At 62.4% G+C, this 11,840-nt stretch carries 16 protein-coding genes; 4 read left to right on the forward strand and 12 right to left on the reverse strand.

Translation table 11 applies throughout. From position 1 onward, the window contains the following. Positions 1–8: 8 nt before the first annotated feature. The 11 genes from rplO to EDF71_RS06850 form a co-directional block, all read right to left on the reverse strand. Positions 9–440: a 50S ribosomal protein L15 gene (gene rplO / locus EDF71_RS06800; protein ID WP_133855833.1), complete on the reverse strand. Its 432-nt coding sequence runs from the start codon at positions 438–440 to the stop codon at positions 9–11. Between the two features lie 11 nt (positions 441–451). After that, complete coding sequence (rpmD, locus tag EDF71_RS06805; protein WP_021028314.1) at positions 452–634, reverse strand: 50S ribosomal protein L30; 183 nt, start codon at positions 632–634, stop codon at positions 452–454. A gap of 11 nt (positions 635–645) precedes the next feature. Continuing rightward, complete coding sequence (gene rpsE, locus EDF71_RS06810) at positions 646–1,164, reverse strand: 30S ribosomal protein S5 (protein WP_133855834.1); 519 nt, start codon at positions 1,162–1,164, stop codon at positions 646–648. 15 nt (positions 1,165–1,179) lie between these two features. Further along, positions 1,180–1,545, reverse strand: a complete 366-nt coding sequence (gene rplR / locus EDF71_RS06815; RefSeq protein ID WP_133855835.1) for a 50S ribosomal protein L18 — start codon at positions 1,543–1,545, stop codon at positions 1,180–1,182. An 11-nt stretch (positions 1,546–1,556) separates the two neighbouring features. After that, entirely contained in the window at positions 1,557–2,090 is a 534-nt protein-coding gene (gene rplF / locus EDF71_RS06820; RefSeq protein ID WP_133855836.1) for a 50S ribosomal protein L6, read from the reverse strand. Between the two features lie 26 nt (positions 2,091–2,116). Further along, positions 2,117–2,512, reverse strand: coding sequence for a 30S ribosomal protein S8 (rpsH, locus tag EDF71_RS06825; RefSeq protein ID WP_021028310.1), 396 nt, complete (start codon positions 2,510–2,512; stop codon positions 2,117–2,119). A gap of 18 nt (positions 2,513–2,530) precedes the next feature. Beyond that, a complete protein-coding gene (gene rpsN, locus EDF71_RS06830; RefSeq protein ID WP_133855837.1) occupies positions 2,531–2,836 on the reverse strand; it encodes a 30S ribosomal protein S14 in 306 nt (101 codons plus the stop codon). Between the two features lie 8 nt (positions 2,837–2,844). Then, positions 2,845–3,393 (reverse strand): 50S ribosomal protein L5, encoded by a 549-nt coding sequence (gene rplE / locus EDF71_RS06835; RefSeq protein WP_133855838.1) that lies wholly within the window; start codon positions 3,391–3,393, stop codon positions 2,845–2,847. A 10-nt stretch (positions 3,394–3,403) separates the two neighbouring features. Further along, positions 3,404–3,721 carry a 50S ribosomal protein L24 gene (rplX, locus tag EDF71_RS06840; RefSeq protein ID WP_133855839.1) on the reverse strand — a complete coding sequence of 106 codons (318 nt, stop codon included), beginning with the start codon at positions 3,719–3,721 and terminating at the stop codon, positions 3,404–3,406. Positions 3,722–3,733: 12 nt separating this feature from the next. Next, positions 3,734–4,102: a 50S ribosomal protein L14 gene (gene rplN, locus EDF71_RS06845; protein WP_027016133.1), complete on the reverse strand. Its 369-nt coding sequence runs from the start codon at positions 4,100–4,102 to the stop codon at positions 3,734–3,736. Positions 4,103–4,328: 226 nt separating this feature from the next. After that, positions 4,329–5,927 (reverse strand): glycerol-3-phosphate dehydrogenase/oxidase, encoded by a 1,599-nt coding sequence (locus EDF71_RS06850; RefSeq protein ID WP_133855840.1) that lies wholly within the window; start codon positions 5,925–5,927, stop codon positions 4,329–4,331. Positions 5,928–6,275: 348 nt separating this feature from the next. Between EDF71_RS06850 and EDF71_RS06855 the strand changes: the two genes are divergently transcribed. Together EDF71_RS06855 and glpK are read left to right on the forward strand one after the other, a co-directional pair. Further along, a complete protein-coding gene (locus tag EDF71_RS06855) occupies positions 6,276–7,049 on the forward strand; it encodes a DeoR/GlpR family DNA-binding transcription regulator (RefSeq protein WP_133855841.1) in 774 nt (257 codons plus the stop codon). A gap of 68 nt (positions 7,050–7,117) precedes the next feature. Continuing rightward, a complete protein-coding gene (gene glpK, locus EDF71_RS06860; protein ID WP_133855842.1) occupies positions 7,118–8,611 on the forward strand; it encodes a glycerol kinase GlpK in 1,494 nt (497 codons plus the stop codon). Between the two features lie 67 nt (positions 8,612–8,678). Here the strand turns inward: glpK and aqpZ are convergent, their stop codons facing one another. Continuing rightward, positions 8,679–9,380: an aquaporin Z gene (aqpZ, locus tag EDF71_RS06865; protein ID WP_133855843.1), complete on the reverse strand. Its 702-nt coding sequence runs from the start codon at positions 9,378–9,380 to the stop codon at positions 8,679–8,681. A gap of 184 nt (positions 9,381–9,564) precedes the next feature. On the opposite strand from aqpZ, the gene EDF71_RS06870 reads away from it, so the two are divergent. Together EDF71_RS06870 and proC are read left to right on the forward strand one after the other, a co-directional pair. After that, positions 9,565–10,788 (forward strand): esterase-like activity of phytase family protein, encoded by a 1,224-nt coding sequence (locus EDF71_RS06870; RefSeq protein ID WP_243854203.1) that lies wholly within the window; start codon positions 9,565–9,567, stop codon positions 10,786–10,788. A gap of 138 nt (positions 10,789–10,926) precedes the next feature. Then, a complete protein-coding gene (proC, locus tag EDF71_RS06875; protein WP_133855845.1) occupies positions 10,927–11,760 on the forward strand; it encodes a pyrroline-5-carboxylate reductase in 834 nt (277 codons plus the stop codon). The last annotated feature ends 80 nt before the right edge of the window (positions 11,761–11,840 follow it).

Consider the following 11,840-nt stretch of genomic DNA (forward strand, 5'->3'; position numbering starts at 1 on the left):
AGAAAGGGTTAGGCGATGCTGCCGCCAGCGGCTTCGATCGCAGCCTTGGCACCAGCGGTGGCGCCAATGCCGTTCAGCTTGACAGCCTTGGACAGAGCACCGGTGTTGATCACCTTGACGACCTTGGCGCGTTGGCCAACCAGACCAGCTTGCTTGAGCACTGCCAGATCCACTTCCGCAGCACCCAGCAGCTCGAGAGCAGCCAGGGAGACTTCGGCGTTGAACTTCAACGTGGTGGACTTGAAACCGCGCTTGGGCAGGCGACGCTGCAAAGGCATTTGACCGCCTTCGAAGCCTACCTTGTGGTAGCCACCCGAACGCGACTTTTGACCCTTGTGACCACGGCCGGCGGTCTTACCCAGACCCGAACCGATACCGCGACCGACGCGACGCTTGGCGTGCTTGGCACCTGCTGCAGGCTTGATGCTATTGAGTTCCATCATCAATCCTTTCAGAGAACCTTCACCAGGTAGGCGATCTTGTTAATCATACCGCGCACTTCAGGGGTGTCCTTCAGTTCGCTGATGCTGTTCAGCTTGCGCAGACCCAGACCACGCACGGTGGCGCGGTGGTCTTCCTTGGTACCAATCGGGCTACGCACCAGTTGGACCTTCACAGTTTGTTGCGTTGTCATAGTGACTCCGATCAGACGAACAGGTCTTCAACCGACTTGCCACGCTTTGCAGCCACTTCCGCAGGGGTCGTGGAGTTGTTCAAAGCGTCGAAAGTGGCGCGGACCATGTTGTAGGGATTCGACGAGCCATGGCTCTTGGCCACGATATCGGTGATACCCAGAACTTCGAAGACGGCGCGCATTGGGCCGCCGGCGATGATACCGGTACCCTTGGGAGCAGGAGCCAACATCACGTTGGCAGCGCCATGGTGACCCATCACTTTGTGATGCAGGGTGCCGTTCTTCAGCGACACCTTGATCATGTTGCGACGGGCTTCTTCCATAGCCTTCTGCACGGCAGCAGGCACTTCCTTGGACTTGCCCTTGCCCATGCCAACGCGGCCGTCACCATCGCCAACCACGGTCAGTGCAGCGAAGCCGAGAATACGACCACCCTTCACAACCTTGGTGACGCGGTTGACCGCGATCATTTTTTCGCGCAAACCGTCGTCACGACCTTCGTCTTGCACTTTGGGGGAAAATTTAGCCATTTCTATCCACTCCGCTTAGAACTGCAGGCCGGCTTCGCGGGCTGCATCAGCCAGAGCCTTGACGCGGCCGTGGTAGGCGAAACCTGCACGGTCGAATGCAACCTTCTCAACGCCAGCTGCCTTCGCCTTTTCAGCGATGCGCTTGCCGATGAGAGTAGCTGCGGCGGTGTTGCCACCCTTGCCGGCAGCGCCCAGGTTGCCGCGCACTTCGGCTTCTGCCGTAGATGCGGTAGCAATGACCTTGGTGCCGTCGCCAGAGATGATCGTGGCATAGATGTGGAGGTTCGTACGGTTCACCGTCAAACGCGCAACGCCTTGGTTGGCAATGCGGATACGGGTTTGCAGGGAACGACGAAGACGCTGCTGTTTCTTGTTCAACATGATGCAGCTCCTTATTTCTTCTTAGTCTCTTTGATCGTGACCTTCTCATCCGAATAACGGATGCCCTTGCCCTTGTAAGGCTCGGGAGGACGAACGGCACGAATCTCAGCTGCCAGCTGACCAACGCGTTGGCGGTCAGCACCCTTGATCACCACTTCCGTAGGGGTAGGGGTGGCCACGGTGATGCCAGCAGGCATTTCAAAGTTGACTGGGTGGGAATAACCAACGCTCAGGTTCAGCTTGCTGCCAGAAGCAGCGGCCTTGTAACCCACGCCGACGAGAGACAGCTTCTTTTCGAAGCCCTTGCTCACACCAACCACCATGTTGTTCACCAGCTGACGCATGGTGCCGCTCATGGCATTGGCTTCACGGGAGTCATTCACCGGCTCGAAAGCCAGCTTACCGTCGTTGTTGGAAACCTTGACCAGGGCGTTGGGGGTCAGCAGCAGCGTGCCGCCTGCGCCCTTGACGCTGATTTGGTCTTCCTTGATGGAGACATCCACACCTTGGGGGATGCTCACAGGCATTTTTGCTACACGGGACATGTCAGTATTTCTCCTTCAATGCCGCGTTAAGCCACATAGCAAAGCACTTCACCGCCGACACCGGCAGCGCGCGCTTTACGATCGGTCATCACACCCTTAGGCGTGGTCACGATTGCAACACCCAGGCCGTTTTGGACTTGGGGAATTGCAGTGCAGCCCTTGTACACACGCAGGCCAGGACGGCTCACGCGCTCGATACGCTCGATCACTGGGCGACCGGCGTAGTACTTCAAGGTAATTGCGAGTTCAGACTTGCCATCTTCGGTCTTCACTTCGAAGCCATCGATGTAACCCTCGTCCTTCAAAACCTGTGCAATGGCAACCTTCACTTTGGAGGAAGGAACCAGCACGGTGGCTTTGGACACCATTTGTGCGTTACGGATACGGGTCAGCAAGTCAGCGATTGGATCACTCATGCTCATGTTTAATCTCCTGACTGCTTACCAGCTGGCCTTGGTCACGCCAGGGATGGCGCCGACGAATGCCAGTTCACGAATCTTGGCGCGGCCCAGACCGAATTGACGGAAAGTGCCACGGGGACGACCCGTGATTTCGCAACGTGCACGTTGACGAGTGGGGTTTGCATTGCGAGGCAGCTTTTGCAGGCCTTGACGGGCTGCATCGCGCTCTTCGTCGGAACGCTTAGCGTCGCCGGCGATGGCCTTCAGTTCTGCATACTTGGCTGCGTACTTGGCAGCCAGCTTTTCACGCTTCAGTTCGCGTTGGATCAGTGCTTGTTTAGCCATGCATCACCTCAGTTCTTGAACGGGAAGCGGAAAGCCTGCAACAGTGCCTTGCACTCGTCGTCATTCTTCGCAGTCGTCGTAATGCTGATGTTGAGACCACGCAGTGCGTCGACTTTGTCGTACTCAATTTCAGGGAAGATGATTTGTTCTTTGACGCCGATGTTGTAGTTGCCACGGCCATCAAAGGCGCGACCAGAAATACCACGGAAGTCACGCACGCGGGGCAGAGCCACGGTCACGAAACGGTCCAGGAATTCATACATCTGAACGCCACGCAGGGTCACCATGCAGCCGATAGCTTGGCCTTCGCGGATCTTGAAACCAGCGATAGCCTTCTTGGCCTTGGTCACCACAGGCTTTTGACCAGCAATCTTGGTCAGGTCAGCCACGGCGTTGTCCATCACCTTCTTGTCGGAGACGGCTTCGCTCACACCCATGTTCAGGGTGATCTTGGTCAGGCGAGGCACTTCCATGGAGGAGGTGTAGCCGAACTTCTTCATCAGTTCCGGAGCAATTTGCTCACGGTATTGTTTTTGCAGTCGTGCAACGTTTGCCATGTCTTACTCCTTAGGCTGCGATATCAGCGCCATTGGACTTGAACACGCGAACACGTGCGCCGTCGGCGTTCACCTTGATGCCCACGCGATCAGCCTTGCCGGTTGCCGCATTGAAGATAGCCACGTTGGATTGGTGGATAGGCATGGCCTTTTCCACGATACCGCCGTTGGTGCCCTTCATGGGGTTTGGCTTGACGTGCTTCTTCACCATGTTGATGCCTTCGATCACCAGGTGAGAGTCGTCCGCACGCAGCGTCACAACGCCACGCTTGCCCTTGTCACGGCCGGTCAGCACGATAACTTCGTCGCCCTTGCGAATCTTGTTCATAGTGCTATTCCTTTAGAGAACTTCAGGGGCCAGCGACACGATCTTCATGAACTTTTCGGTACGCAGTTCACGGGTCACGGGGCCAAAGATGCGGGTGCCGATAGGCTCCAGCTTGGCGTTGAGCAACACAGCAGCGTTGCCATCGAATTTGACGAGCGAACCGTCAGCACGGCGAATACCCTTTGCGGTACGCACCACCACAGCACTGTAAACCTCGCCTTTTTTGACGCGGCCACGTGGAGCAGCTTCTTTCACGCTCACCTTGATAATGTCACCAACGCTCGCATAGCGACGGTGCGAACCACCCAGCACTTTGATGCACTGGACAGACTTCGCGCCGGTATTGTCGGCAACCTCGAGTCGAGATTCTGTCTGGATCATTTAAATATTCCCAACTTGCACCAGCAGACCAGACAGCCCAATAAGAATTAATCCTCATGGACAGCCAAGCAGCCAGTCAGTCTTGGGCCCGTCGTCCACACCGCAACCATTTACGATGCTTCTCCTGGGCAGAAACCTCGCGCATTAAACGCGAAGCCCTCCATTCTGTCAGAGCTAGCACACTCCGTCAAGAGTGCGTACCCAAACCAGCGGTAAATTTGTATTTTTACGCCACTTTTTCGCCGGCGTACTGCTGCGCCAGCACCAGGAAGGCGGTCAGCGCGGTGTCTGACCCCAATTCTTCCTGCAGGATGGCCGATACGCGCGGGGCCAGCTTGGCGGCCAGGCGCGCATCCAGGAACAGCAGGCGGCTGCGGCGGGCGAGCACGTCTTCCACGGTGCGCGCATATTCAAAGCGCGCGGCAAAGCGCACCATGGCCTCGCTCAGGCCATTGGCCAGCCAGATGTCCGCACCCGGCAGGGTGGCCACAAAATTGGCCTCGCTGCCATAGGAGTGCATGCCCTGGGCCATGTGCATGCTGTGCTGGGCGCGGCCCGATGTTGGTGTACCCACCAGCGGCAGCTTCACGGTCACGCCACCGGGCTTGCGCGGCAGGCGCTGGGCATCGAAGCAGGCATTGAGCACGTCCTCGGCCATTGCGCGGTAGGTGGTCCACTTGCCGCCGGTCACCGTCACCATGCCGGACTTGCTGGTCAGCACCGTGTGCTCGCGGCTGATGCCCTTGGTGTTTTCGCCATCATCGTCCTGCGGCTTGACCAGCGGACGCAGGCCAGCCCACATGCTGCGCACATCGGCCATCGTCGGCGCGCGGCTGAGGTACTTACCCGCTTCGCTCAGGATGAAGTTCAGCTCTTCCTCAAACGGACGGGGTTCGCGCGCCAGGTCATGGCGCGGGGTGTCGGTCGTGCCCAGAATCACCTTGCCCAGCCAAGGCACCGCAAACAGCACCCGGCCATCGGCCGTCTTGGGCACCAGCAAGGCATGGTCGGAGGGCAGGAAATCCCGGTCCACCACCAGGTGCACGCCCTGGCTGGGCGCCACCATGGGCTTGACGGGCTTGCCCATCAGCTCGGCATCCTGCTGGCGCAGGTGGTCCACCCAGGGGCCGGTGGCGTTCACCACGCAGCGCGCACGCACCGTGTAGCGCTGGCCGGATTCCGCATCCCGGCAGACCACGCCAGCCACCCGGCCCTCTTCCTGCACCAGCTCCATCACCGGGCAGTAGTTGACCAGCAAGGCGCCCTTGGCTGCGGCGGTACGGGCCAGCGCAATGGCCAGGCGGGCATCGTCGAACTGGCCGTCCCAGTATTTGACGCCGCCCTTCAGGCCCTTGTCCTGCACCGTGGGCAGCAGGCGGCGCGTGGCGCCGGCCGACAGAAACTGCGTGGAACCCAGACCCGCCTTGCCCGCCAGCGCGTCATACATCTTGAGGCCGATGCCGTAGAACGGCGTGTCCAGCATCTTGTAGGAAGGCATCACAAAGGCCAGCGGCTGGGCGATGTGCGGCGCGTTGTTCAGCAAGGTGGTGCGCTCGTGCAAGGCCTCGCGCACCAGCGAGATATTGCCCTGCGCCAGGTAACGCACGCCGCCATGCACCAGCTTGGTGGCGCGCGACGAGGTGCCCTTGGCAAAGTCCATGGCCTCGAGCAGCGCGACCTTGAAGCCGCGTGCCGCCGCATCCAGCGCCACGCCCAGGCCGGTGGCACCGCCCCCGACCACCACCAGATCAAACACCGGCGTGGCGCCCAGGCGGGCCAGCAGATCAGTACGGTGAACAGACAGCGGTGCAGCAGCAGTGGACATGCGAAATAGATATGAAGGTCTGAGGGTTGCGGCGCCGGCAAACAGGGCAGCAGCGCGGCAAATAGCCAAAGCCTGGAAGCGGAGATTCGCTTTTGCGCTTTTGTCTCTAAATTTTATTCGTTTTTGATCTTTTGTGTTCGTTATTGCAAAATTTGCCGTCTGCAAACCCCAAGATCTCCGCAGCCCAGCATGCCAGCCTGGCATGCCAATCTGATGACAAAACCACCCGCCAGCCATGGCTGCTGCTGCAAAAGCGCCTCAGCGCGCACCCGCAGCGGCTGGCCGAACTGTTGCGTTTTGCACTATATTGGCGGGAGTTTTCGTTTTTATTCGTTTCAGACCCACGCCATGACGGAGCTCTACAACAGCAATCCACGCCAACTGCTGCTCTTGCAAGAGGTGCAGCGCCGCAGCTCGGCCACCGTCGAGGAACTGGCCGCTTTCCTGGGCGTGACCCTACAAACCGTACGCCGCGATGTGCAGCGGCTGTCCGAAGCGGGCGTGCTCACCCGCTTTCACGGCGGCGTGCGCGTGCCCAACTCCACCACCGAGAACCTGGCCCACCAGCAGCGCGAAGCCCTCAATGCCGACGGCAAGACCCGCATCGCCCAGGCCGTGGCCGCCCAGGTGCCGCACAACTGCTCGCTGATCCTGAACATCGGCACCACCACCGAGGCGATTGCCCGTGCGCTGATGCAGCACCGGGGGCTGCGCATCATCACCAACAACCTCAATGTCGCAGCCACCTTGAGCAGCAATGCCGACTGCGAGGTGATCGTTGCCGGCGGCGTGGTGCGCGGCCGGGACCGGGGCATCATCGGCGAGGCTGCGGTGGACTTCATCCGCCAGTTCCGCGTGGACATCGCGCTGATCGGCATCTCCGGCATCGAATCGGATGGCAGCCTGCGCGACTACGACTTCCGCGAGGTGAAAGTGGCCCAGACCATCATGGACCAGGCGCGCGAGGTCTGGATGGCGGCCGACCACAGCAAGTTTGGCCGCCCGGCGATGGTGGAAGTGGGCCCGCTGTCGCGCATCGACCGGCTGTTTACCGATGCCCCGCCGCCCGAGCCTTTCCCCCGGCTGCTGCAGGAAGCCCATGTGCGCTGCACCGTCGCCTGACGGCCAGCCCCCCCCCCCTGCCCCTTTGTTGACTTGACTGAACTACCGGCTCAGACCGGCCTTGAGACATGACCTATCTGCTCGCTCTGGACCAGGGCACCTCCAGCTCCCGCACCATTGTGTTTGACCGCCAGGGCGCCATCGTGGCCCAGGCGCAGCGCGAGCTGCCGCAAATCTACCCCCGCCCCGGCCATGTGGAGCACGACCCGATGCAGATCTGGGGCACGCAGCTGGCCACCGCGCAAGAAGCGCTGAAGGCCGCCGGCATCAGCGCCAGCCAGGTCACCAGCCTGGGCATCACCAACCAGCGCGAGACCACCATCGTCTGGAACCGCAAGACCGGCCAGCCCATCCACAACGCCCTGGTCTGGCAGGACCGCCGTGCCGAGCCTGTCTGCGCCCAGCTGCGTGCCGATGGCCATGCCGAACGCATCCAGCAAAAGACCGGCCTGCTGGTCGACGCCTATTTCTCGGGCACCAAGCTGCAGTGGCTGCTGGACCATGTGCCGGGCGCCCGCGCCGCTGCCGAGCGCGGCGAGCTGGCCTTTGGCACGGTCGATACCTGGCTGGTCTGGCAGCTGACCCAGGGCCAGCGCCATGTCACCGATGTGAGCAATGCCAGCCGCACCATGCTGTTCAACGTGCACAGCAATACCTGGGACCAGGAGCTGCTGGACCTGCTGAACATTCCGCGCTCGCTGATGCCCGAGGTGCAGCCTTCCGCCAGCCATTTTGGCGATACCGCCGCCCAGGTGCTGGGCGCCGCCATCCACATCGGCGGCATGGCTGGCGACCAGCAAAGCGCGCTGTTTGGCCAAGCCTGCTTTGCACCGGGCATGGCCAAGAACACCTATGGCACCGGCTGCTTCATGCTGATGCACACCGGCACGCAGTTCCACCCCTCACGCAATGGCCTGCTGACCACCAGCGCCGCGCAGACCGACAGCCAAGCCCAGTTTGCGCTCGAAGGTAGCGTCTTCGTCGGCGGCGCCGTCGTGCAATGGCTGCGCGATGGCCTGCGCGCCATTGAGCACAGCGGCCAGGTGCAGCAGCTGGCCGAGAGCGTGCCCGACAGCGGCGGCGTGATGATGGTGCCCGCCTTTACCGGCCTGGGCGCACCCTACTGGGATGCCGATGCCCGGGGCACCATCACCGGCCTGACCCGGGGCACCACGGTGGCCCATATTGCCCGCGCGGCGCTGGAATCCATTGCCTACCAAAGCGCGGCACTGCTGCAAGCCATGAGCCTGGATGCCGTCGCCAACGGCGGCCAGCCGGTGAGCGAGCTGCGGGTCGATGGCGGCGCCAGCGTCAACAACCTGCTGATGCAGTTCCAGGCGGATTTGCTGGGCATTCCGGTGGTGCGTCCTGCCTGCGTGGAGACCACGGCCCTGGGCGCCGCCTACCTGGCGGGCCTGACCACCGGCATCTACCAAAACAGCGAAGAGCTGTCGGCGCTGTGGAAGGCCGAGCGCCGCTTTATGCCCACGCAGGACAAGGCGCGCGCCGATGCGCTGATGGCGCGTTGGGAACAGGCGGTGCGCCAGACCACGGCGCGATAAAGCCAGCGCTGCACAACGACAACAGGGGCCGCAGCCCCTGTTTTTTTATGCCTTCAATGGGATCCGCTTATTCCTCGTCGCCACCCAGCAAGGCGCGGTGGATCAGCGCACCGATCACGGCGCCCACGATCGGCGCCAACCAGAACAGCCACAGCTGCTCCAGCGCAATCGAGGGGCCAAAAAGCGCCGGGCCGGTGCTGCGTGCCGGGTTGACCGAGGTATTGGTCACGGGGATCGAGATCAGGTGGATCAAGGTCAGGCACAGGCCAATGCTCATACCGGCAAAGCCCACGGCCGCCTTCTTAGTGGTCGAGCCCAGAATCACCAGCAGGAACACAGCCGTCAGCACCACTTCGGTCAGCAGTGCAGCCAGCATCGAGAACTTGCCGGGCGAGTGCTCGCCAAAGCCATTGGTGGCCAGGTCCGTAACCTGGGCGCCAGCCTTGCCGCTGGCAATCAGGTAAAGCAGACCGGCGGCCACGATGGCACCCAGCACCTGGGCAACGATGTAGCCCGGCAGCTCGGACGCCTTGAAGCGCCCGGCCACCGTCAAACCCACGGACACGGCCGGGTTGAAATGGCCGCCCGAGATCGGGCCAAAGGCATAGGCACCGGTCAGCACCGTCAGGCCAAAAGCCAGCGATACGCCCAAAAGGCCAATACCCAGCTCAGGGAAAGCGGCGGCCAGCACCGCGCTGCCGCAACCGCCAAACGTCAGCCAGAACGTTCCCAGGCATTCCGCCGACCATTTTTGTATGTTGGATGTCATTGCTCTTCCCCCTTCATCGCCCGAAGCTGTGGCATGCAGCGCACACACAGACAGGCCTCGGCAGGCGAGATGATAAGTAGCGATTCCGGTTTGAAAATGTCAACAATTGCCGGTGCAACAAGGCGCTACACTTGCGAAAAATGCTATGAAAATCAATATCCAAATACATTATTCGTTGGGTCTGTTGAACGCGCTCTCGCTCTCCGCTTTGGTCCTGCTCCTGGCCGGCTGCAAGACCTCGCCGGAACCTGCACACCGCCCCGCTTCCACCTCCACCCACAGCGCCGTTGCCGTCGCCTGCCATGCCCCCGGCAGCCCCGCCTTGCAACTGCTGGGCGAGCAACGCTGGCCGCTGGATACCGAATGGGCCGGCGTCCCCATCGGCGGGCTCTCGTCCATCGACTACAACCCCGCCGATGACAGCTACTACCTGGTGAGCGACGACCGCTCGGCCAAGGACAGCGCCCGCTGGTACCAGGCCCGCATCCGCTATGACGCCAGCGGCCTGCAGCAGGTCAGCATCACAGGCCAGCACTACCTGCAGACACCGGCCGGCACACCCTACCCCAGCAGCCGCACGGCCACAGCCGATACAGCGGTCCCAGACCCCGAAGCCCTGCGGCTGCTGCCCGGCGGGCACAGTGTGGTCTGGAGCAGCGAAGGCGACTTTGCACGCGGCTTTGGCCCCTCTTTGCAGCAGGCCGCGCTGGATGGCAGCTGGCAAAAAACCTGGCCTCTGCCCGCGCTGCTGCAAGGCCCGCTGCAGCCCGAAACCGGCCGGGGCCCGCGCAACAACATGACCCTGGAAGGCATCGCAATCAGCGAGGACCAGCGCAGCCTGTGGCTATCGATGGAAGGCGCCCTGCGCCAGGACGGCCCGCTGCCGCGCCGAGGCCAGATCGGCGGGCCGCTGCGCATCACCCAGTACGACCTGGCCAGCCAGCAGCCGCTGCGGCAGATCGCCTACATCCCCGACGCGCTGCCCAAGGACAACCTGCTGCTGCCCCTGATCGCCATCAATGGCGTCAGCGAGATCCTGGCCGATGGCCCCGACCACCTGCTGGTGCTGGAGCGCGCCTATGTGCTGGGCGCCGGTTTTTCTGCGCGCCTTTACCGCATCAACACCCAGCAAGCCAGCGACACCTTGGCGATCGATACTTTGCAGGACGCCGCATACACGCCGGCCCACAAAGAGCTGTTGCTGGATTTTGCGCAGTTGGGCCTGCGCACCGTGGACAACCTGGAAGGCATGACCTGGGGCCCGCGCCTGGCCAGCGGCGAGCGCGTGCTGCTGCTGGTGAGCGACAACAACTTCAACCCGGCCCAGGTCACGCAGTTTCTGGCGCTGGTGGAAACGCCGGCCTGCGCCACTGCACCCAGCAGCGCAGGTCAATCGCATCGCAATTGAAATTGATAGCAAAACCTGTGCGTCCCGCATGGCTTGCCGCATGGGAGGTTTGAGCTTTGCGCAGGCCGCCGCTATAGTGGCAGCCACAGCAGCACGCGCTGGTTTTGCCCTCTTTTCTCATTGTTTGCACCTGCCGCCATGTCCACTACCGATCTGTCCCAATTCCCCGCCATCGCCTTCATCGGCGGCGGCAACATGGCCAGCGCCATCATCGGCGGCCTGATCCGCCAGGGCCTGCCCAAAGACCGTATCCAGGTCGTCGAGCCCTACGAACCCCAGCGCCAAACCCTGCAGCAGCAGTTTGGCATCCATGCGCTGCCCGCCGCAGACAGCAGCCTGGCGCAGGCCCAGGTCGTTGTCTGGGCCGTCAAGCCACAAACCTTTGCCCAGGCCGCTGCCGCCGTTGCCGACCACAGCCGCCATGCGCTGCACCTGAGCGTGGCCGCCGGCATCCGCAGCGACAGCATTGCCCATTGGCTGGGCAACGACCAGATCGTGCGCGCCATGCCCAACACCCCGGCCCTGGTGGGCCAGGGCATGACGGGCTTGTTTGCCCGCCCCCAAGTCAGCGCCGCCCAGCAGCAGCTGGCCGAGCAGATCATCAGCACCACCGGCCAGTTGGTCTGGGTGCAGCAAGAGTCGCAGCTCGATGCGGTCACCGCGCTGTCGGGCTCGGGCCCTGCCTATGTCTTCTACTTCCTCGAAGCCATGCAGCAAGCCGGTGTCGAGATGGGCCTGCCCGCCGAGCAAGCACTGCAGCTGGCCATTGGCACCTTCAGCGGTGCATCGGCCTTGGCTGCGCAATCGGGCGAGGCGCCTGCCGTGCTGCGTGAGCGCGTCACCAGCAAGGGTGGCACCACCTTTGCCGCGCTGGAGCACATGCGGGGCGCCGATATCGCCGCCCACTTCATCGGCGCAATGCATGCGGCCGAGCGCCGCGCCAAGGCGCTTGGCGACGAGTTCGGCGGCTAAGAGCCAGCGCCTTTGCGGCCGCCCGGGCAGGGGCGGTCTGCGGCGTTGCAGCGCTTGCCAATAGCTGGCTATTGGCTGCG

It is taken from the genome of Comamonas sp. JUb58 (assembly GCF_004364775.1).
Classification (GTDB): Bacteria; Pseudomonadota; Gammaproteobacteria; order Burkholderiales; family Burkholderiaceae_C; genus Comamonas.

Coding starts and splice junctions, on each gene's coding strand:
- rplO (WP_133855833.1), bottom strand. CDS start 440: ATGGAACTCAATAGCATCAAGCCTGCAGCAGGTGCCAAGCACGCCAAG.
- rpmD (WP_021028314.1), bottom strand. CDS start 634: ATGACAACGCAACAAACTGTGAAGGTCCAACTGGTGCGTAGCCCGATT.
- rpsE (WP_133855834.1), bottom strand. CDS start 1,164: ATGGCTAAATTTTCCCCCAAAGTGCAAGACGAAGGTCGTGACGACGGT.
- rplR (WP_133855835.1), bottom strand. CDS start 1,545: ATGTTGAACAAGAAACAGCAGCGTCTTCGTCGTTCCCTGCAAACCCGT.
- rplF (WP_133855836.1), bottom strand. CDS start 2,090: ATGTCCCGTGTAGCAAAAATGCCTGTGAGCATCCCCCAAGGTGTGGAT.
- rpsH (WP_021028310.1), bottom strand. CDS start 2,512: ATGAGCATGAGTGATCCAATCGCTGACTTGCTGACCCGTATCCGTAAC.
- rpsN (WP_133855837.1), bottom strand. CDS start 2,836: ATGGCTAAACAAGCACTGATCCAACGCGAACTGAAGCGTGAAAAGCTG.
- rplE (WP_133855838.1), bottom strand. CDS start 3,393: ATGGCAAACGTTGCACGACTGCAAAAACAATACCGTGAGCAAATTGCT.
- rplX (WP_133855839.1), bottom strand. CDS start 3,721: ATGAACAAGATTCGCAAGGGCGACGAAGTTATCGTGCTGACCGGCCGT.
- rplN (WP_027016133.1), bottom strand. CDS start 4,102: ATGATCCAGACAGAATCTCGACTCGAGGTTGCCGACAATACCGGCGCG.
- EDF71_RS06850 (WP_133855840.1), bottom strand. CDS start 5,927: ATGTCCACTGCTGCTGCACCGCTGTCTGTTCACCGTACTGATCTGCTG.
- EDF71_RS06855 (WP_133855841.1), top strand. CDS start 6,276: ATGACGGAGCTCTACAACAGCAATCCACGCCAACTGCTGCTCTTGCAA.
- glpK (WP_133855842.1), top strand. CDS start 7,118: ATGACCTATCTGCTCGCTCTGGACCAGGGCACCTCCAGCTCCCGCACC.
- aqpZ (WP_133855843.1), bottom strand. CDS start 9,380: ATGACATCCAACATACAAAAATGGTCGGCGGAATGCCTGGGAACGTTC.
- proC (WP_133855845.1), top strand. CDS start 10,927: ATGTCCACTACCGATCTGTCCCAATTCCCCGCCATCGCCTTCATCGGC.